The organism is Mesorhizobium sp. M0522 (assembly GCF_040321085.1).
Classification (GTDB): domain Bacteria; phylum Pseudomonadota; class Alphaproteobacteria; order Rhizobiales; family Rhizobiaceae; genus Mesorhizobium.
Genome location: NZ_JAMYQW010000019.1, coordinates 51,278 through 70,643 on the forward strand (window position 1 = coordinate 51,278; position 19,366 = coordinate 70,643).

Consider the following 19,366-nt stretch of genomic DNA (forward strand, 5'->3'; position numbering starts at 1 on the left):
GGACTCCTTATCGATCTCCATATTATCTAGATTTTCTAGATTTGCAAGAAAACGGCGCTCACGCGCCGTCCTCCGCGAACCGCCACACGGGGATGCCGAGCCGACGCGCCTTGTCGGCAAGGTTCTCGGTGATGCCGGAACCGGGAAAGACGATCAGGCCGTAGGGCACCACCGAGAGAAGCTGGTCGTTGCGGCGGAACGGAGCCGCCTTGGCGTGTCGGGTCCAGTCCGGCTTGAAGGCGATCTGGGTGACCTTGCGGTTCTCGGCCCAGCAGGCGGCGATGCGTTCGGCGCCACGCGGGCTGCCGCCGTGGAGCAGGACCATGTCGGGATGCTTCTCGCGGGCCTTGTCGAGCGCGTTCCAGATCCGGTCGTGATCGTTGCAGTCGAGACCACCGGCGAAGGCAATCTTGGTGCCGGCAGGAACGAGCACCTCGGTTTCGGCGTGGCGGCGGGCGGCGAGGAAGTCTCTGGAGTCGATCACCGAAGCGGTCATCGCCTGGTGGGAGACCTTGGAGCCGGTGCGCGGCCGCCAGGCCGATCCGGTTTGTGCCTCGTAGAGGTCGGCAGCCTCATCGCGCATGATTTCGAGCACGTTGCGGCGCTCGATATAGGTGATGCCCTCGGCGGTCAGCCGTTCCAGCTCGACCGACTTCACCTCGGAACCGTCCTGCTCCTGTTGGCTCGAACGCTGCGCCTCCTCGTTGCGGTCGAGGCTGCGGGCGACGCGCTCGGCGGCGCGGTGGAAGACGTTTGCGAAGGACCAGAGCAGGTCGTCGAGATCGGGTTCGAGCCTGGTGTCGCCGAGCATGCCGGCGAAGGTCTCGACGATGCCGGCGAGGCCAGCCCGGATCGCCTCGTCGTCGGGCAGCGGGCGGGGATCAGGTTCGTCCTGCTGCGGGCGATGGCCGTACATCTGTAGTTCGAGGATGACGCGGTCGGTCGGCGAGGAGGCGTGGTAGGGCTCGCAGGCGTCGTCGAGAGGAAGCTCGTAGGTCATGGCGTGTCTCCGTCGGTTGTGGCCGCGCCCATCGCGGCCTGACAGCGCATCCCGGCCGCGCCCCGGACGCGGCCGCACCGAAGGCCGGAGCGCAAGCGGAGGACGGCGCCGCCGTTGCGGCCGTGACCGGGGGGTGGCAGGGGTCGCCTCTCAGGCAGGCCGCGGGCGCGGCCTCTCTGGTGGAGCGCCGCCATGTCTGCAGGCTGTCCGGCGACGCCGCGCCGGCCCGCGTGCCGGCCCGACGCGTTCATCCGAGCGGCAGGAAGAGACGGGCATCCTCCGGGACGAGCTGGTCGCTGAGCCATGCCGCGAGATGGGCCGGGCCGAGATGACGCAGGTCGTCGTTGAAATCGCCGAGCTGCGGCCGCAACACCAGGGCGAGGATCCCGGCCTCGCCGGCTCGCTGGCTGAGACGCTCGATGCCGTGCCGGCCGGCGGCGTCGGCATCGGCCGCGATGTAGAGGCGACGGCAGCCGGGCGGAAACGTCAGGCCGGCGAGGTGATTGGCCGAAGTGGCGGCGGCAACCGGCAGCGCCGGCATCACCACCTTAAGCGACGCCATCGTCTCGAACCCCTCGCCGGCGGCCATGACCGGGACCGGGGCCCCGGGATCAAGGCCGAGCCAGATGGCGTTGCCCAAGAGATGACCCAGTGAGCGGCGTGGATCGGCGAGTTGCGCCTTGCCCTGACCCGAGGGATCAAGCCAGGTGCGTTGCAGGCCGGTGATCTTCCCGTCGAAGCTGGTGACAGCGGCAATCAGCGCAGGAAGGGTCCGCGTCTCGCCGGTCACGAGATCCCGGTAGTAGCAGCCGGGATGGAAGCGCAGGGCGCGCTCACGCGGGGAGAGCAGAATGCCGCGGCCGGCGAGGTATCGTTCGGCCGGCGTGCCGGCGATCGGCTGCGACATGGCGAACAGGCGACGCGCGGCGTCGGGGGAACCGCGTGACGCGGCAGGCTGGCGCTGCGCGCCAAGGGGCTGGGGCGCAGGCTGGCGCGATGGCAGCGGCATGGAGAGGAAGCGACGTGCTTCGTCCGCGACCTCGCGGAAGTCGACCAGACCACAGCTCAGCTCGATGACGTCGAGCAGGTCGCCATGTTCCCCCGACGACTCGTCGACCCACTTTCCGGCTGCCTTGCCGCCCACCGCTTTGAGCCGCACATGCATGGAGCGGCCGCGCGTGTTGCGGACATCGCCGACCATCCAGTAGTTGCCGGAGCGATGGCCGTTGGAGAGATATTCGCGGCACACCGCCTCGGCATGTTCGCCAAGGCGGCGTGCCAGCTCGGAGGCCGAGACGGTCATGATCGTCTCCCCTCACGCCGCTGCCGCGCGGTCGGTGACGCCGACCAGTGTGTGGCGGTCGAGCAACGCGGCGAGGATGGACGGCCCTTTCTCGCTCGTCGGGATGAACAGTCGGAGCTTCCAGGAGATGATTTCGGAGATCAGCCCCAGCGCCTTCAGCCGGGGGACCATGGCATCGGTGAAGCCGATCAATTCGACACGGTAGTCGTTCATGACGCGGCTGCGGCGCAGAATCAGGCCACCGGCGAGTTGCAGTCCGACTCTGCCTTCCACGAGCTCGGTCCAGGCATCTCCCGGCGCGAGCTTGGGGACATCGTCGAGACCGAGATTGCGGAACATGGTCGCGACAAGCGTCGGCGCGATGTGACGGCCGATGATGCGTTCGCCGGCATCGGTCTGGATCCGGTAAACCTGACAATCATGGTCCGGCAGCCGCCGCCAGATCGGCAGCAGCAAACCCGTCACGATGTGAAAGGTGCTGGTGGTAAACTCCGGGACGGCAGCGACTTCTGCCTGCCACAGGTCGCAGAACAGTTCTCGGTCGGCGGGCTGCCAGTGGGTTTCGGCAAGGGCATCGAGACCGAAGCGCAGTTCGTCCGTCGGCCGCAGCAGGCGCACTCGGTGTTCGACGGTTCCGTCGTCGAGCATCAGGCTGGCCGTCGGCAGCTGTATCGCCGCTCGGTTCGACCGCGCGTTCACCAACAAAACCGATTGCGGTTCCGCCCGGACGATGGCCAGCGCGTCGACGAGGCTGAGCGGCCGCATACGGTCCTTGCGCGCGACGATGAGCACATGCGACTGCGCGCCGGAAACCGGGTGCGCGTAGACGGTGCGGCGATCGGTGACGACGATGCTCTCCGCCGTGATGGTCTCCAGTCCCCTGTCGTAGTTGCCGGCGGCAATGGCGCCTTCTATTTTTGCCGCCATCAGTTGTTCGAACACTTCGAACAGCAGATTCTGGGTTTCGATGCGCAGCGCCAGCAGGCGGTTGAGCCAGGTCGTGATCGGCGGCAGGTCGTCACGCAGCCCGCCCTCGTCAGTCGTCAGCGACAGCCCGGTCACGGTCTCGAAGGTCGTGAGCGAGCAGCCTTCGATCCTCCCCTGATGCAGCAGCATGTGAAATTGGCGAAGTGCGGCCCGCGCGTAGGGGCTTTCGAGATTGTCCTCGGCACGGAACAGCCCTGCCCCGCCGGTCTGGCGCTGCCCGCGCGTGATCGCGCCCAGCGTGTCGAGCCGTCGTGCGATCGTCGACAGGAAGCGTTTGCCGGCTTTCACGTTCGCGGCCATGGGCCGGAACAGCGGCGGTTGCTTCTGATTTGTGCGGTGGGTCCGCCCGAGACCCTGGATGGCGTTGTCGGCGCGCCAGCCGGCCTCGAGCAGATAGTGCTTGCGCAGCCTCTGGTTCTTCACCCCAAGATCGGCATGATATGAGCGGCCAGTGCCGCCGGCGTCGGAGAAGATCAGAACGCTCTTGTCGTCATCCATAAAACTCTGGGTTTCGGCGAGGTTGGCCGAGCCCGGACGGTTTTCCACGGCCAGCCGGTCGATGCCATCGCGGCCGGCCTTCCTGACGATGCGGCGGGACCGGCCTGTCACCTCGGCCACGGTGTCGGTGCCGAAGTGATGGATGATCTGGTCCAGCGCGCTGCCGACCGGCGGCAGCGATGCGAGTTTTTCGACCATTTCGTCGCGCCGGCGAACCGCCTCGCGGCATTGAACCGGATTGCCATCTTCGTCGTGGACAGGCCGCGAATAGACGTTCCCCTCCGCGTCCGAATATTGCTCGAACAACTGGGTGGGGAAGGAGTGCATCAAGTACCCGCCGACATACTCGCGCGGCGTGACGTCGATATGCAGATCCGACCATTCCCCGGTGGGGATTTCGGCAAGGCGTCGCTCCATCAGCGCCTCCCCGGTCGAGACGATCTGTACGACCGCCGAATGACCGTCGGCGAGGTCCTGTTCGATCGCGCCGATCAGCGTCGGCGTCATCATCGAGGTGATGAGATGGCTAAAGAAACGCTGCTTCGTGCTCTCGAAGGCCGAGCGCGCGCCTGCCTTGGCGTTGCGGTTCAGCGTGCCGGACTCACTGGTGATGTTGGTCGCCTCGAGCGCGGCGGTGAGGTTGTTGTGAATGACCTGGAACGCATCGGCATAGGCGTTGTAGATGCGGATCTGTTCGTCGCTTAGCTCATGCTCGAGCAGGTCGTATTCGACGCCGTCATAAGAGAGCGAACGCGCCGCATAGAGGCCAAGCGATTTGAGATCGCGGGCGAGCACTTCCATCGCCGCGACACCACCATCCTCGATCGCCGCGACGAATTCGGCGCGGTTGGCGAAGGGAAAATCCTCGCTGCCCCAGATGCCGAGACGCTGCGCATAGGCGAGGTTCTCGACCGCGGTCGCACCGGTCGCGGAGACGTAGACGACGCGCGCGTCGGGAAGGGCGTGCTGCAGCCGCAGTCCCGCCTTGCCTTGTTGCGAGGGCGCGACGTCGCCACGCTCGCTTTTGCCGCCAGCGGCATTGGCCATGGCGTGGGCCTCGTCGAAGACGATGACGCCATCGAAAGATTTTTTGGCCCCCGACGGGTTTTCTCCAATCCCTGTCTGGCTTTCTCTAATCCCCGTCGGGCCTTCGTCCCTCCTCGCCTCTTGTCCGACCCAGTCGAGGATCTGAGCGATCCGGGATTTCTTGCCCTCCCGTTCCTGCGAGCGCAGGGTTGCGTAGGTCGTGAACAGGATGCCCTCGGCAAGGCGGATCCGTGTGCCCTGCCGATAACGTGACAGCGGCTGGACAAGAAGTTTTTCCTGGCCGAGTGATGCCCAATCGCGCTGGGCGTCTTCAAGCAATTTGTCCGACTTGGAAATCCAGATCGCACGGCGGCGGCCCTGCAGCCAATTGTCGAGGATGATGCCGGCGACTTGCCGTCCCTTGCCGCAACCGGTCCCGTCACCCAGAAACCATCCACGGCGGAAGCGGACAGCGTTCGCAGCACCCTCTGGCGCAGCCGAGACGACATCGCAGGTCTCGTCAACCGTCCAGGCGCCGGTGAGATGGCCGCAATGGGCTTCGCCGGCATAGATCACGCTTTCAAGCTGGGCGTCCGACAGCAGGCCCTCGTCGATGATCGCATCAGGAAGAAGCGGCCGATAGGAAGGTTTTGGTGGCGCGACGGCGGCCATTGCGGCCGACTGTACGAGGGGCGTCGGATGCGGTTTGGCGCGGGGAATGTCGATCGACTGGAGCGCGTAGGGTTCGTAGATTGAATCGGTGAGCCGGCCGCCCTCCTCCGGCATCCAGTCGCGCAATTCGTAGGCAAGGGGAACAGCCGGCGTGCTGTTTGCCATGACCTGGCGAGCGGGCTTCGCTCGTGCCATCGTACGGACCGGTTGGATGGCCTTCGGAGCAGCCATTGAGACAGCGAGGGGTGCGGCTCTCGCCCCCGATCGAGCAGCCATGTGCATGGCGGCATTGCGCGGGATGACGTTGGACAGCGCGCCGATCGAATCCGGAAAGCCGCCCGGTGTCCGAGGCGGCAGATCCGTGATCCAGGAGAGCAGCGTTTCGACATCCGTGGCCTTGCCGGGCGACCGGACGAAGCTTTTCGGGTCGGCGGCCGGTACCTTGTCGATAATTGTCAGGCGCGTCTCAGTGGTGGTGCCATGGCGGGCGTAGACACGGCCGTCGATCACCGCGGTGAAGATGATGGTGCCTTGCTCCTGCAGGCGTTCGAAGGCGCCCCGCCATTTGGGGTTTTCCGGAGACAGCCCGGTGCCTGTGATGGCGACCAGGCGTCCGCCCTGACGCAAGCGTGCGAATGCGGAGGAGAGGTGCCGCCATGCCGCGTCGGCGACATGGCCGTCGACATAGGCGCCGACGCTGAAGGGTGGATTCATCAGCACGACGGACGGCTCGATGGCGACGTCGAGATGATCGTCGATATGGGCGGCGTCGTGCCGAGAGACGGGCATGCGCGGAAACAGCAAGCCGAGGAGATCGGCCCGCGTCGCGGCAAGTTCGTTGAGGGCGATCGAGGCGCGCGCCATCTCGGCATTAACGGCGAGCAGACCCGTGCCGGCCGAGGGTTCGAGAACGAGGTCGCAAGATGTGATCGCCGCGGCGTGCGCTGTGACGAAGGACAGCGGCAAGGGCGTGGAGAGCTGCTGCATCGCGTGACTCTCGTCGGACCGTCGCCTATGCGTGGGAAGAAGTTCGGCGATGCGCTTCATCCTCGCCAGCGTTGCCTGCGGCGTGGTGGAACGGGACAGGATCGCGGGGCCGAACTGGCGCAGAAACAGCACCTGGGCGACTTCGAGCGCCTCATAGGCGTCCTTCCAGACCCATAACCCTTGCGCATCGCTGCCGCCAAAACTTGTCGTCATGGCGGTGCGCAGTGCGGCGGTGGTGACAGGCTCGCCCTGCTCCAGGAAAGGCAGAAGCCGCATTCCCGCCTGATGGATCGCCTGGGCGGTGCCGATGACGTCTTGTGCCGGCGCGGCGAGGGAAGCGGCCGTACGTGCGACGATTGAGGTGGTCGAAAGAATGTTCATGGAGATATCCTTCGCGAGCGGGGAGTGGCGCCCCGCGCCGGCACTCTCTCCGCGCCAGCCGGGCCGCACTTCTCCCGGCTCCCCCCTGCCTCTGGCGCCGATGCACCAATCGGGTTGCGCTCTGCGCAAAGCCATGACTTGAATGCGGACAGCGATGCGGCGGCGACCTGGAGCTGTGGAGGTGATGCGACGGTTCAGAATTGGCAGTGCGGTTTACGAGGAAGGGGCGCCTGACCTGCAGGGGGCGCTGGCGAACGCCTATGCCCGCACCGAGCGCCCGCTATGCCTGTGCCGCGAGCCGGGCTGCCCGATGTACATCGCCCGCATCGGCGACCTTCACCTGATCAAGCGCATGCCGCTGAGCGGCGGCGGGCATGATCCATCCTGTGATTCATATGAATCGCCTTACGAGCTGTCCGGGCTGGGCGCGCTGATGGGCAGCGCGATACAGCTCGATCCGCAAAGCGGCATGGCGGCCCTCAAATTGGACTTCAGCCTGTCGAAGACAGGGAGCCGGGCAGCGTCCGTGCCTGCTGGCCAGAGCTCCGCCAGTGTAACCGGAGACCCCAGGAGGATGTCGCTGCGTGGCCTCCTTCATTATCTCTGGCACGAGGCCGAATTGACGGTCTGGACATCCCGATGGGCTGGCAAGCGACATTGGTGGAATGTCCGCTGGCACCTTCTCGAGGCTGCCGGACAAATGACGGTGAGGGGCGGACCGCTCGCGGATATCCTGTTCGTGCCCGAGCCGTTTCGCGCCGAGAACAAGGAAGCGATCGAGCAGCGTCGCAATGCGATTCTTGCACCTGCGCTCCCGCCGAAATCCGGCCCACGAAAGTTGCTGGTCCTGGTCGGCGAGGTGAAGGAATTCATGCCCGCCCGATCGGGTCAGAAACTCGTCATCAAGCATTTGCCCGGTTTCCCCTTCATCATCGACGATGGATTGCACCGCCGGTTGCAGGCACGTTTCGAGAAAGAATTGTCGCTGTGGGGAGCAGATTCCAGCTCGCATCTCGTGGCGATTGCGACCTTCGGACTGAACCCGGCCGGCCTTGCAATTGTCGAGGAGGTCGCGTTGATGTTGGTATCCGAGAACTGGATCCCTTACGAGACGATCCCGGAGAAGAGGCTCGTTGACGCGCTTGCCCGCCTTCGGGAGAAAAGCGTCAAGGGATTGCGCTACGACCTGCAAGCCGACCAGCCGATCGCCAACGCTTTGCTCCAGAACAGGCAGCAGCCGATCGCGCTCTTTATCGTCCCCGCCGGTGCGGACGAAGCGTTCGAGGCGTCGTTGCAGGATATGATCGCGAACCGGCCGGAGATGGGTGCGTGGATCTGGCGGGTCGGTGACGGGGAGATGCCGGCCCTTCCATAGGCTGGGACGACATCTAGGTTTCCATCAATGCCGTGAATTGATTGGCGGCCATCGATTCAGACAATGCGTTGAACAAGGATCCCCGCTGTCTTGGACCATGACGGTTTGGTGGGGGATGACCAGTGATCATCTTTTTCGGTGAGCATGCTGCGGGTTTGCGAAGATCCGTAGCGCGAGGACAGTGGGCGCCTGATACTCGGCATGCCATTCGCCCTTGCCGAACCCCGCGTTGCGACAGGGAACAACGCGACCGTAGGACCCGAGAAATCTAGTTCCGTGCAACGCCAAACACTGAAAAGTCGAAGGTCTTCACATAATCGCGGAATGCGGCCTGCGCCTTGGACTGGTTCTTCAGGTTGGGAAAGATCAGCATCATCTCATAGGGTGGAATTTCCCACCCAGGCAGCAATTCCAGCAGGCGGCCGACCGCGACGGCCGGCTGGCATACATAAGCGGGAAGGAGAGCGACACCGCCGCCCGCGATGCAGGATTGCAGCAGAAACCCCATGGAATCCGAGATCGCAGCCGGCGGCGGTCGTAGGACGATCGGTGTGCCGTCTGACAAGAACACCCATTCGGGCTGCGCATCGTGAATTAGGCAGCGGCGATACAGGAGATCGGTCGGTTCCCGAAGAGGACTGCCAGCCGCCAGATAGGCTGGGGCGGCGACGAGAACCCGTTTGATCGAGGAGACACGCCGCACGATCAGATCCTGACCTGTGCTCGTGCCAACGCGAAAGGCGAAATCAACCCCCTCGCGGATGATGTCAAGATGCCGGTTTGTGGCGATCAGTTCGACGGCGATGCGGGGAAACTGCGTGGTAAATCCGTGTAGAAAGGTGGGCATGAAATAGGTGGCTGTTACCTCTGGGCAGGTGATCTTCAGCGTCCCGACCGGTTGTTCCTTCAGATTGGTCATCGCCATGTTCGCGGCCGAAACCTCTGCGCGAACGCGGCGGCAGTATTCGAGATAGACTTGGCCGCTGCCGGTAAGGCTCACGTGCCGGGTGGAACGGTTGAGGAGCCGCAATCCCACACGGGCCTCTAGCTGGGCGATGCGTTGGCTGACGGTAGATTTGGGCATCCCGATCCGCTCCCCGGCGCGGGTAAAGCTGCCCGTTTCGGCGACTTCGGCCAAAAGGATCATGTCGTCCACGCTGTCCAAAATCGGGCACCCCTTTTCATGTCGCCGCTCATTGTACAAGAACACAGACAATCTTTCCGTATAAACACAATTGTTGGAACGTTCTCGGCTCGCTAGCCTGGGCGAACGAAGCAGAGACGCGAGAATGTCGATTAGTCAGACGGCCCGCAAAGTGGACAGGGTGGGCATCGCCGTTGCGGCGATGGTTTTCACTAACCTGACGCTTTCCATCGCGGATGCGATCATCAAGGTCACGATCTCGGACGTGCCGCTGTCGCAGTTCGTTTTCCTGCGGTCCTGCGTCACGCTGCCCTTGTTGATCTCGATCCTGAAATGGCGCTTTCCACAGGTGTCGTTGCGCCCAGCCTATCCTGGATGGGCCATCGTGCGAAGCAGCCTGCTTCTGTCGAGCCTGCTGACCTACTACGCTTCGCTACCGTGGCTCGATTTTTCGATGGCGGCGGCGGTGTATTACACGATCCCGCTGTTCATTACTCTTTTTGCGGCCATCTGGATCAGGGAACCTGTCGGAGTGCAAGGTTGGGCCGGAGTCGCCCTCGGCTTCGTCGGTGTGCTGCTCATGCTGAAGCCGCAGGCCGGTGATGTTAGCATTTATGCTGTGATGCCGCTGGTTTCCGCGATTCTTTACGCTCTGGCGATGGTGCTGACGCGTACCAAGAGCCGCGGCGAAAACCCCTTCGTTCTGGCGCTGATCTTCAACCTGTTAGCGATCGTTCTCGCGGGCGGCGCGAGCCTGGCGACCGTGACGGCCGGGAGCGAGGGCGGGCAAAGCCTGTTCATCGGCGAGTGGATTCCAATGGGCTGGACCCAATGGGCACTGATAGGGTTTTTGAGCATGACGATGCTGATCGGCAGCATTGGCACGGCCATCGCCTACCAGTGGGGACCATCGTCGATCATCTCGACCTGGGACTTCTCCTACCTGGCCTTCGCAGTGCTATGGGGCGTCGTGCTGTTTTCGGAACGTCTGGATGCGGCTTCAATGCTCGGCATCGTTCTCATCGCACTGGCTGGGATTATCGTCATCCGGCGTTAGCCCACGCCTCCCCGTTCGCAAAGTAACGATGTCGCTATCTGGGTGGAGGCGCTGATCCCCACCGAAGCGGCGGTCGCGACCCATCACGGCGGGGATGCTGACTGTGCATACAGGCGTCAGGACATTATTACGGCTGCCTAGGAGGGGTCTGGATCGCTATCGCCTCGACTGCGTCGCGCGGGAATTGCCTGCAAGCGGCTGTCGATCTCATCGTCCGACAGGTCCTCGAGCAGTTTCAGGATCGTGCCATTGCCACCATTGTTGAGCGAGAATGACGCGTTTGCCACTCCGCGGCCCAGGTGCCGGGATTGATCTCGCCGGCGATCCCCTCGAAGTCGGGAGCGTCGTGTTCCAGATCGCCTCGAGCTGTTCCGCGCGGGTCATGCTGTCGCTCGCGCCGGTCTCGTGGGCGATGATGGCGGCGCGCATCTTGTCAGGGGACTGCCGATCCGTGAGGTCGCAAAAGCCATGAAACCAGCGTTCGCGGCCCCTGATCCGGATCGCGAAGAATACGCTGGTCACGTTGCCGGCCTTGAACTCCGACGTGCCGAACATGCCGGTGCGCATGAACAGCGGTGGCAGCAAATCGAGCCTGAAGTGATATTCTGACGCGGGGATTTCGAACCACTCGCCTGAATAGGGAGTGCCGGAAAGCGGATCGATGACGGGAGTGTCTTTGTGTCGGCTGAACAGTTGGAACATCTGCTCGCGGGTGGCGACGCCGTCGAGCACCTTCCTGAAGGGTGGATGTGCGGTGATGGGGTTCTCCTAAACGCAGGTCGGCCAGGCGCGGCATGAACCGCGTCGCCGCAACTGTTTGGTGGTGTTGTGGCTGTCGACTGGCCGAGCCTGCGGTCGGCGCGTGCACCGGCGAGATGGGGTTTGCAGGCTTCAGGCGGCGCGTCGCTCGGAGGAACGCGAAGCGCCTCGAACAACCCCAGTGATGGCACGCACGGCGGCGGCGAGCGCCGGGATGTCGTCAAGCATGCCGAGCGCAACGAAGTGGTTGGCCCCGCCGACATAATCCTTGCGGCCCTTGCAGGTGCGGATCAGGACGCCGTGACCTGAGGACAAACCGAACTGGCCGACCTGGATGTAGGCGCGGTCGTGGTGCAGGGTAATCTCACCGGAAACCGCTATGCCCGCCTTGTTGGAGCGCAGGTCAAAGCAGCCCGAGGGCAGGTTTAGTTCGGCGGCGAGTTTCTTCAGCCGTGAACGGGCTATCGTGTGGAAGCGTCTCTTGTGCTGCTCGTCATAGGAGCAGCTTCTGTTCCAGTCGAACATGTCGATCTCCATGAAATGGAACAGGCCCGCGATCGCTCGCGCGATCCCGGGCCCGTTCGTCAGGGTGGTTCTATGCGGTGAAGTGATCAAGCGGCCGTGCGGCCCTCGATGATGTCGGCGCCGACCTCATCGGCGGAGACTTCCTCGAGATAGGCCCGACGATACTGGTTGTTAGTGAGCCAGCGTTCGGCAGCCTCGCGATCCTTGGCGAGATAGAGCAGTTCCGGGCTGTCCCCGAGTTCCTGCAGGACGCGGACCATGCCGATCATGGGACGCTCGATGACCTCGAATCGCAGGTCGGTCTCGACGGACCAGGTGCGCCTTACCGAGACGATGATGATGCCGCCCTGCCCGAAATCGCCCTCATGCAGGGTGAAGTAGGCCGGCGAGCTATAGGTCGCGCGCTCGCGCGGCGGTTCCTTCCTGACCAGGCGACCGAGGCCGTTGCGGCTCTCCCAGGCGGCGAGCTTCTTGGAAAAGCGAGCCGGCGGCTTCGCCGCGCCGTCGCTGTATCGGATAAAGCTCCCCAATGGGGCGGATTCGTACACGATATGTGCGGACATGCGGGTTTCTCCATGTCGGAAAACGAAAAACGGCCCGGCGGAGTGCCGGGCCCGGTGCGAGCGTGAGGCCGATTATTCAGCGGCCTGGAGGTGGTCTGCCTCGTCGCCGTCGATGGTCACCGGCTCTTCGGAGGACGGATCCGCATCGTCGGCGAGGAAGGCCGGCAGCTCGGTGGCATCGCCGTCGAGCGTCACCTCGTCCGACATATCGCCGGCGACCCCGTCGCCAGCATCGGTGGCCACTTCATCGACCTCAAGGCGCAGCGGCTCGGGCAGCCAGTTCGATCCTTCGAGAAGACGCGCGGCTTCACGGGCCATGATGTCCTTCTTCATGTGGTCGATCAGCTGCGCGGAGTCTGCGCCACGCGCTTCACGGACAGCCTGTAGAATCCGCGCCTTGGTGAGCCGCCCCAGGAACTCGACTGTAGGCGTCCAGCCTGCGTCGACCATGTCGAACTGGAGGGAACGGCCGAGCACGTCTGCATGCTCGAGCGCCTTCGCTCGCCTGTTCCAGGGTTCGACCACCGCATTGAGGGTCAGCGAGACGCAGTGCGCGAACAGCGCCTTGCGGCTTGCGTCGTCGAGGCCGAGAAGGAAGTCCCACAGGCCTTCCGCTTCATCGGGCAGATCGCGATCCCAGGCTTCGTGCCGCTCGGCGATCTCCTTGGCCCAGGACGTCTCGGCAAGACCCTCAACCTGGCTGAAGCTGCCGCTCTTCACGCTGATCTCCAGGCACGTGTCCGGCGCGAAGCGATAGAAGACCTGCAGGACGAAGGCATGGAGTGCCGCGACGAAGGCAATGTCGACGTCACCGGCGAGCGCGTTGCGCAGTGCCAGCGTCCGCTGCGCGGTTAGGTCGAAGACCAGCCGATCGGGCAGCGGCTTGATGCCGTCGTCCTCGCCGTCGTCGTTAGAGCCGTCTTCCACCGGCTTGCCGTTGACGTCAACACCATCGCCATCGTCGTCGCCATTGGATCGGGTTCCGCCGTTGGCGCCCCTTTCCTCGCCCTCGTCGACGTCGCCGGTCTCGGTCCGCGGCTCGTCCTCCGACCGCACGAAGCCGGCGTCGACCTGGAGCTTGCCGTTCGCGGCAAGCGTAACGAACACACCGGCAATGGCCTTCTGGGCGGGATCGTAGCTTTGAGGACGATCATCGATCGCATCGAGCTCGGCGCCCAACTGGTCGAGCTTCGCCTCGATTGCCTCGTCGGCGTCCTCGGCCCGGGCATAGTCCGCGTCCAGCTTGTCGTATTCGGCCTTCAGCGCGTCGTAGCGTTCGATCTCCTCGGCGCTGAGTTCCTGCGCCTCTGCATAGATGCGCCGCATGCCGGAGGTGTGGCCATAGGGAAAGCTGATCGCCGCCTCGACCCATTTCCAGCCTTCGGCACGGATCGCCTCGGCATCTACCTTCAGCCTGTCGAAGACGAGCTGCTCGAGGAGCGCGGCGTCCTGGAACCAACCGCCGGAATCCTGTTCGAACAGGTCGCGCAGGATGACGCCGCCAGCCGCCTCATAGGCTTCCGCGCCGACATAGACGGCCCGTCGATCATCGGTCCGGACCGTGGTCTCCGTCAGCAGGCGCCTGATGTAATAGGGTTCCTGCATGTGCGAGCTGCAAATCCGTTCCCAGACCTGCTCCTGGCGCGCGTGATCGTCCGAGATCGAAAACGCCATGATCTGTTCGAGCCGGATTTCGTCCTTCTCGTAGAGGTCGAGCAGCTTGGGTGAGACCGATGCGAGCCGCAGGCGCTGCTTCACGGTCGAAGGCGATACGAAGAAGCGGACGCCGATCTCCTCCGGATCGAGGCCCTGGTCGCTGAGACTCTTGAACGCGCGAAACTGGTCGAGCGGATGAAGGTCTGCACGGCGCAGGTTTTCGGCAAGCGAATCCTCCTCGGCCGAGGTCTCCTGCCCGCGGTTGACGATGCAGGGGATTGGCTCGTTCTTTGCCAGGCGCTTTTGCTTGATGAGAATGCCGAGCGCGAGATAACGCCGGCCCCCGGCGGGCACCTCGAACGTGCCGGTCTCCTCGCCCTCGGCGTCGAGCACGGGACGGACGTTCAGGCTCTGGATCAGCTTTCGGCGTCCGATGTCTTCGGCCAGCTGTTCGATCGACACGCCGTCCTTGATGCGCCTAACATTCTTCTGCGACAGCATTAGCTTGTCATAGGGAATATTCTCGGCGGCGTTCATCGCGATCTTCTGAATGGCGTTCTTTGCCATGGTCAGGTTCTCCATGACGAGCGGCCCGGGGCCTCTCCCCGAACCTCCAAGCCCGTCAGGAACCTCCCCTTCCCCCTCTGCCTCCAGGCCTCACACCGGCGCCGGCCGCCTGCCGCCTGCCGCAAAGCTTCGCTGGACTGCGGACGGCAGATGACTATATATCTTCCATGAACGTGGAAGGATTATTGTCATGCCGGGGTTTAGTACCGAAGTGCTCACCGCCAATGAGGCGGCGGCGGTAACGCAGGTGCCGCTCAAGCAGGTGCATCGCATCATCGATGCCGGATTGCTGCGCGGCCGTGTCGAGACACGCCGCGGCAGCCGCGTCATCATCGGAGCGGGTCTCGTCGGCCTACGCCTCGCCTGGCTGACGGCGGAGACGCTGACGCCTGCCGCGCGGCGGCGGATCGTCGAGCACGCCATTGCCGATGAAGCTGCGCCCGTGGTCGCGGACGATCCGCTTAAGGTCGACCTGAAGCCGATCACCGCCGGGGTAAGGACCGGCCTCAGCCGGCTGAGGAAAGCCAAGGCCATGGTGGCGCGCGATCCAGCGGTACTTGGCGGTCAGCCGGCTTTTGTGGGAACACGCGTGCTTGTTCATGACGTTGCCGACATGCTCGCCAATGGCGATACGCCCGAGACGATCCGTGCCGCCTATCCGCAACTGACTCTCGACCAGATCGGGCTCGCGGCCGACTATGCGCTCGCCTATCCGCGGCGTGGCCGTCCGCCGGTCAAGCCGGCGTGGCGCAGCACGGCAGCGAAGTCGAGCCGCACAATCCGTCTCGACGATCTGCCGGCCGTTTCGTGAAATTCCTGATCGACGAATGCCTGAGCCCAGAGCTTGCGAACGCGCGAACGGGGTTTTCCCGAGTCGAGCCATGTGCGCTGGCTGGGCTCGCCGGCGCCAAGGACCATATGGTGACCCGGCGCGCGGTCGATGACGGCTATGTGCTCGTCACGCACAACACGACCGACTTTCGCGGCCTCTATCGCCGCGAGGAGCTGCATGTCGGGCTGGTCGCCTTCAACACCGCCCCTGGCCTGATGAGCCTCGATCTCCAGCACAGGCTCTTTCATCTCGCCCTTTCGGAGCTCGGTGGCGAGGAGGCATGGAACGAAGTGCTGGAGATTACGGTGGATGTCGAGCGTACCATCACAATCGAACGGTTCAACCTCCCGACTGACGGACCTCCGCGTTCGTTTCCTGCAATTGGGCTGCCAGAAGCCGCCGCTCGCACAACGAAAAAGCCCGCCGCGGGAGGAGGTGCGGCGGGCTTGATTTGGACGACAGCATTCGGGAGGAATACGTCCCTGATCGCCGAGGTCGGGAGGAGGTGACCCGGACGAAACTTGATACCGACAACCTACTCCCTTCCACGCTCCCGAGAAGCATTAATTGTGCATAGCAGCATTGCGATTTTGTGCAGCGCACACCTAGACCTGATAGATGTGTTTGCCAGACCGGCAGCGCAGGCCGTGTGCTGCGCGCCGCAGCGATGCACATGTTCGAAACTGGCGGCATCAGCAGCCCGGTGACGTTACCTACTCCCGCGGCGCGCAGCATTGCGGTATCATGCTGCCAGATCGTGAAGCTTCTTGGCCTTGCCCTCCATCTCCAGGCGAACATCCTGATGCGACTTGTCGCGCGCCACCCGCGTAATGCCCTGCACGAAGTCGAAAATCGAGGCGGGCGGGTGCCCTTCCTCCGAAAGCACGGCATCGATGATCTTCGTCGTCTCAGCCTTGGAGAAGCCGCGCTTGCGCAGGAAGCTCTGGCGATCTTCATCGTCCCGAGCGACGACACGCTCCCGCGAAGCCTTGATGCCATTGACGAACGGCATGGGCGAAGACTCCGCGAACCGGATCAGCGCTGGCTCGGCTTCCAGGGCAAAACGCGAGGCGGCATATTTAGAATGCCGGATAGTGATTTCCTCGAAATCCTCCACGCCCCAGAGGCAACGATTCTGGCACACTGCACGTAGATAGAAGCTGGCGATTCCAAGCGTGCGGGCGCCGACCTCCGAGTTCCAGCAATAAAACCCCCTGAAAAAGACGTCGGGCGAGCCATCGGGCAGCTTGCCGGCTTCGATCGGATTCAGGTCGTCGACGAGGAAGACAAAGACATCACGGTCGGACGCATAGAGCGTCGTCGTGGCATTGGAGATGTCGACATTCGGATTGTAGATTCCCGTCGACCAGTCGAGCACGCCGGGCACCTTCCAACGCGTGTCGCCGGTACCGTTGCCGGCGATTTTTTGGACGGCCGCGATCAGCTCTTCATCGAAAATCCTGCCGTAGTCCGGACCTGTAACCGCTCGCAGCTCGAGGCGTCCGTTCTCGATTTCCAGCGTCTTCACCTGCTCGGCGCGGCGGTTGAGGAGACCGTGCTGAAGGTTGATCGCCGCGAGCGGGGCCGGAAGCTGGCGCAGATAGGTGGCCGGTGCACCTACCAGGCTGGCGAGTTGGCCAAAACTCCAATGCGTGGGGGCAACTGGGGCAGGCGCATCGGGCAGCATTAACCTCAGGCGCTCCGGATCGTCGCGGCTGGCCTCGACGCGGATCAGCTCACTCTCGACGATGCGGGTCTTGCTGCGCTCCGACCGGGCCTTCACCGAATTCCGAAGGTCGGTGAGCGACAGGTATCGCTCGTCCGCCGGCCGGTTGAACCATTCTGACGACACGCGGCCGATGCGCTGACCGCGGCTGACGTCGACCTTGTAACCGGCACGCTCGTTGCGGGTGGGCGTGTGAATTTCCATCTGTGTCATGGTTGGAGCTCCTCGGCGGGCGCCGGGAGACTCTCTCCCGGACCTTCACCCGCCACCGCAGCCCACCCACGCTCTTCCTCTGTCGGCATCCGCGCGCCACCAGAAGCGTCGGCATTGCGGAAGCGGCCGCGTTAGGGGCCGACACCAAGCACCGCCAGATCCGGCGCCTCGTCAACGTCCGCGAAGGCGGCGAAGCATGGCCTCCCCAGGATTTCGGTCTGACGCGGATCGATGAACTGGATGCGCCCCGAATATCCGGCGCTGACGACGGACTGGGCCAGCCGCAAGCCGAATGAGCCTTCCCTGCCGGACACCCCGGCAACCACCATGGAGCGGGCGTCCAGCATCGGTGCCAGACGGTGCTGTCCAAGTAGACCCGCGCGCGTTGTGGTTACCGCGTCCATGGCTACTTCCCCTTGAACTCGGAATTGCGCTTTTCCGAAAGGGCGACGGCATCTTCGTTGAAGTCATCGGAGCGGAGCATGCGCTCGTAGTGCTGTAAGCCGCTTTTGCCCACCCATGCCTTGTGGCTTGCCTCAAACGCCGCCTCGACCGAGAGGTGTGCGGTGGCCCGAATGAATTGAAGGTCCGGTCATGATCGTTACCATGGACCGTCCACGACGGATGCCATCGATACGGCCGTCAGCATGATGGTGACACGGATGTCCTGAGGCCCGGCACTCCCTTTCTCCCGCAGCCGGAGGCTGGCGCTTCATTAAACGAGCTCATTCCGGATTAAACGAGCTCATTCTGGCGGCTTGACCGCCGCACCAGGTTTGTTGTGATTACCCCACTATAAAGGCGACCCAAAGGAAGCATGCCAGGACAAGACGTGGTTCGACTGGAAGCAATGGTTCCAGCATTCCGGGGTAAACGTGTCGGAAGGGGCTGCCGGGTCCTGTGTTCGACAACCACCTTACGATGAGGCAGGCCTTGGCTGGCAGCGGAATAGCGTTGGGTTGGATTGGCACGGCGAGCGAACAGGTACGCCGCGGCCAACCGGTTGAGCTCCTGCCTGGGGAAGATCAACGCCCTGGTAACGTCTATCTTGTATCGCTCAAAGAAACGCCGTGGAACAAAGCTGCCGCGCTTTTTGCAAACTGGCTCATGTCCAAGCCTAGTCCGGCTTTCGATCCAGTTAGACATTCCACGACACGGAACAATGCGACCGTAGGACTTGAGAAGTTCGCAAAACAGCCGGGAAAGTTGTGGCCGTTTCGGCGTGTACCGCGAGCGCGGCAGGTGTCATTCCGAGTGCGGCCTCAAAGGGCCGGCTCGGCAGAGGCGCCACCCGACGAAAAAGCGCTGCAGCTCTCGCCGCATGGCGCGCGGCAGCGACCCGCTTTCCCTCGCGGATTTTCACCCCGGCCGCCGCCAACAGGATCAATCCCTTGAACAAAAGGCGATGCTGAGTGCTTTGTTTCGCAGCGTGCCAAAGAGGCTCCCAAGCCTCATGGGCTTCCCAGTAATAGCCGTGATTGAAAAGGTCGATACCCCATCGGAACCCGTTTGAGCTGAGTGATTCCTCGACGGCAACAACGGTCACCGGGTCGCTTTGGTAACTGTGACCCAGCGGGTCGCGAACCGGATGCGGATGTTTGCCAGGCAGGTATGCGTAGCCCGGGAAATTCTTTTCGGGTAGCAAGCGACGACGTGACATAGACCCCAGCAATCATGAAAGCACGTCGATGACAATCATGTCATATGGAATCTGATGGACACCGCTGCATTGGCTGCTGGGTCCTTCCATCCCTGAGATTTCAGCCTCCGCCGTACACGAACGACGCCGGACGTCTTCGGTGGCAGACGCCGATAGCGCTTGACCGTCTTGAAGCCCGACTACTCGCGCACCGAAGACTGACGCTGCTTCTGCGAGCAGCAAGCCCGGTCGCAAGGCCGAAGGCGACCCCAAGGTAGTTCGGATCGATCTCCGCCCGGAGCCAGTCGCGCCGGCGTTCAACGTGAGCAGTTTGATGACGGGAACGAAGCTGGGTCTAACTGCGGAGAGGCTGCTGCTGGCGGGGATTCGCGCGCCTGGTGCCTCATCGCCGCCGCGCCATCTGCTTAGCCCGCAAGGTAGGAAGCGGCGCTCAGC

15 protein-coding genes are annotated in these 19,366 nt (G+C 63.6%); 4 read left to right on the plus strand and 11 right to left on the minus strand.

The window, feature by feature from the left end; translation table 11 throughout:
• Positions 1–58: 58 nt before the first annotated feature.
• From NKI58_RS20190 to NKI58_RS20200, 3 genes are all read right to left on the minus strand, one after another.
• Positions 59–1,000, minus strand: coding sequence for a DUF2493 domain-containing protein (locus NKI58_RS20190; RefSeq protein WP_352842725.1), 942 nt, complete (start codon positions 998–1,000; stop codon positions 59–61).
• 247 nt (positions 1,001–1,247) lie between these two features.
• Positions 1,248–2,303 (minus strand): DUF7146 domain-containing protein, encoded by a 1,056-nt coding sequence (locus NKI58_RS20195; RefSeq protein ID WP_352842726.1) that lies wholly within the window; start codon positions 2,301–2,303, stop codon positions 1,248–1,250.
• Between the two features lie 12 nt (positions 2,304–2,315).
• Positions 2,316–6,854 carry a strawberry notch-like NTP hydrolase domain-containing protein gene (locus tag NKI58_RS20200; RefSeq protein ID WP_352853654.1) on the minus strand — a complete coding sequence of 1,513 codons (4,539 nt, stop codon included), beginning with the start codon at positions 6,852–6,854 and terminating at the stop codon, positions 2,316–2,318.
• A 184-nt stretch (positions 6,855–7,038) separates the two neighbouring features.
• Here NKI58_RS20200 and NKI58_RS20205 point away from each other — a divergent pair, with 184 nt between their 5' ends.
• Positions 7,039–8,229 carry a DUF1173 domain-containing protein gene (locus tag NKI58_RS20205; protein WP_352642922.1) on the plus strand — a complete coding sequence of 397 codons (1,191 nt, stop codon included), beginning with the start codon at positions 7,039–7,041 and terminating at the stop codon, positions 8,227–8,229.
• Positions 8,230–8,497: 268 nt separating this feature from the next.
• Here the strand turns inward: NKI58_RS20205 and NKI58_RS20210 are convergent, their stop codons facing one another.
• A complete protein-coding gene (locus NKI58_RS20210) occupies positions 8,498–9,376 on the minus strand; it encodes a LysR family transcriptional regulator (protein ID WP_352842731.1) in 879 nt (292 codons plus the stop codon).
• A gap of 142 nt (positions 9,377–9,518) precedes the next feature.
• On the opposite strand from NKI58_RS20210, the gene NKI58_RS20215 reads away from it, so the two are divergent.
• Entirely contained in the window at positions 9,519–10,430 is a 912-nt protein-coding gene (locus NKI58_RS20215) for a DMT family transporter (protein WP_352642912.1), read from the plus strand.
• Between the two features lie 207 nt (positions 10,431–10,637).
• Here the strand turns inward: NKI58_RS20215 and NKI58_RS20220 are convergent, their stop codons facing one another.
• The 4 genes from NKI58_RS20220 to NKI58_RS20235 form a co-directional block, all read right to left on the minus strand.
• Positions 10,638–11,162 carry a DUF1419 domain-containing protein gene (locus NKI58_RS20220; RefSeq protein ID WP_352642911.1) on the minus strand — a complete coding sequence of 175 codons (525 nt, stop codon included), beginning with the start codon at positions 11,160–11,162 and terminating at the stop codon, positions 10,638–10,640.
• A 159-nt stretch (positions 11,163–11,321) separates the two neighbouring features.
• On the minus strand, positions 11,322–11,714 hold the full coding sequence (locus NKI58_RS20225; protein WP_352642909.1) for a hypothetical protein: 393 nt from the start codon (positions 11,712–11,714) through the stop codon (positions 11,322–11,324).
• A gap of 86 nt (positions 11,715–11,800) precedes the next feature.
• Positions 11,801–12,277 carry a UCP036055 family protein gene (locus NKI58_RS20230; RefSeq protein WP_352642907.1) on the minus strand — a complete coding sequence of 159 codons (477 nt, stop codon included), beginning with the start codon at positions 12,275–12,277 and terminating at the stop codon, positions 11,801–11,803.
• 72 nt (positions 12,278–12,349) lie between these two features.
• The gene (locus tag NKI58_RS20235; RefSeq protein ID WP_352853656.1) at positions 12,350–14,500 is read right to left on the minus strand and encodes a ParB/RepB/Spo0J family partition protein; all 2,151 of its coding nucleotides are present in this window, start codon (positions 14,498–14,500) and stop codon (positions 12,350–12,352) included.
• A 190-nt stretch (positions 14,501–14,690) separates the two neighbouring features.
• Here NKI58_RS20235 and NKI58_RS20240 point away from each other — a divergent pair, with 190 nt between their 5' ends.
• A complete protein-coding gene (locus NKI58_RS20240) occupies positions 14,691–15,311 on the plus strand; it encodes a DUF433 domain-containing protein (protein ID WP_352642904.1) in 621 nt (206 codons plus the stop codon).
• A complete protein-coding gene (locus NKI58_RS20245) occupies positions 15,308–15,841 on the plus strand; it encodes a DUF5615 family PIN-like protein (protein WP_352853658.1) in 534 nt (177 codons plus the stop codon). The genes NKI58_RS20240 and NKI58_RS20245 overlap by 4 nt, the downstream gene beginning before the upstream one ends.
• Positions 15,842–16,074: 233 nt before the next feature.
• Here NKI58_RS20245 and NKI58_RS20250 read toward each other — a convergent pair whose 3' ends face one another.
• The 3 genes from NKI58_RS20250 to NKI58_RS20260 all read right to left on the minus strand — a co-directional run bounded on the left by NKI58_RS20250 (position 16,075) and on the right by NKI58_RS20260 (position 18,931).
• Positions 16,075–17,271, minus strand: coding sequence for a DUF932 domain-containing protein (locus NKI58_RS20250; protein ID WP_352642901.1), 1,197 nt, complete (start codon positions 17,269–17,271; stop codon positions 16,075–16,077).
• 131 nt (positions 17,272–17,402) lie between these two features.
• The gene (locus NKI58_RS20255; protein WP_352642900.1) at positions 17,403–17,675 is read right to left on the minus strand and encodes a CoA-binding protein; all 273 of its coding nucleotides are present in this window, start codon (positions 17,673–17,675) and stop codon (positions 17,403–17,405) included.
• Between the two features lie 734 nt (positions 17,676–18,409).
• Positions 18,410–18,931 (minus strand): DUF309 domain-containing protein, encoded by a 522-nt coding sequence (locus NKI58_RS20260; RefSeq protein WP_352642899.1) that lies wholly within the window; start codon positions 18,929–18,931, stop codon positions 18,410–18,412.
• Positions 18,932–19,366 lie beyond the last annotated feature (435 nt).

Coding starts and splice junctions, on each gene's coding strand:
- NKI58_RS20190 (WP_352842725.1), bottom strand. CDS start 1,000: ATGACCTACGAGCTTCCTCTCGACGACGCCTGCGAGCCCTACCACGCC.
- NKI58_RS20195 (WP_352842726.1), bottom strand. CDS start 2,303: ATGACCGTCTCGGCCTCCGAGCTGGCACGCCGCCTTGGCGAACATGCC.
- NKI58_RS20200 (WP_352853654.1), bottom strand. CDS start 6,854: ATGAACATTCTTTCGACCACCTCAATCGTCGCACGTACGGCCGCTTCC.
- NKI58_RS20205 (WP_352642922.1), top strand. CDS start 7,039: ATGCGACGGTTCAGAATTGGCAGTGCGGTTTACGAGGAAGGGGCGCCT.
- NKI58_RS20210 (WP_352842731.1), bottom strand. CDS start 9,376: ATGATCCTTTTGGCCGAAGTCGCCGAAACGGGCAGCTTTACCCGCGCC.
- NKI58_RS20215 (WP_352642912.1), top strand. CDS start 9,519: ATGTCGATTAGTCAGACGGCCCGCAAAGTGGACAGGGTGGGCATCGCC.
- NKI58_RS20225 (WP_352642909.1), bottom strand. CDS start 11,714: ATGTTCGACTGGAACAGAAGCTGCTCCTATGACGAGCAGCACAAGAGA.
- NKI58_RS20230 (WP_352642907.1), bottom strand. CDS start 12,277: ATGTCCGCACATATCGTGTACGAATCCGCCCCATTGGGGAGCTTTATC.
- NKI58_RS20235 (WP_352853656.1), bottom strand. CDS start 14,500: ATGGCAAAGAACGCCATTCAGAAGATCGCGATGAACGCCGCCGAGAAT.
- NKI58_RS20240 (WP_352642904.1), top strand. CDS start 14,691: ATGCCGGGGTTTAGTACCGAAGTGCTCACCGCCAATGAGGCGGCGGCG.
- NKI58_RS20250 (WP_352642901.1), bottom strand. CDS start 17,271: ATGACACAGATGGAAATTCACACGCCCACCCGCAACGAGCGTGCCGGT.
- NKI58_RS20255 (WP_352642900.1), bottom strand. CDS start 17,675: ATGGACGCGGTAACCACAACGCGCGCGGGTCTACTTGGACAGCACCGT.
- NKI58_RS20260 (WP_352642899.1), bottom strand. CDS start 18,931: ATGTCACGTCGTCGCTTGCTACCCGAAAAGAATTTCCCGGGCTACGCA.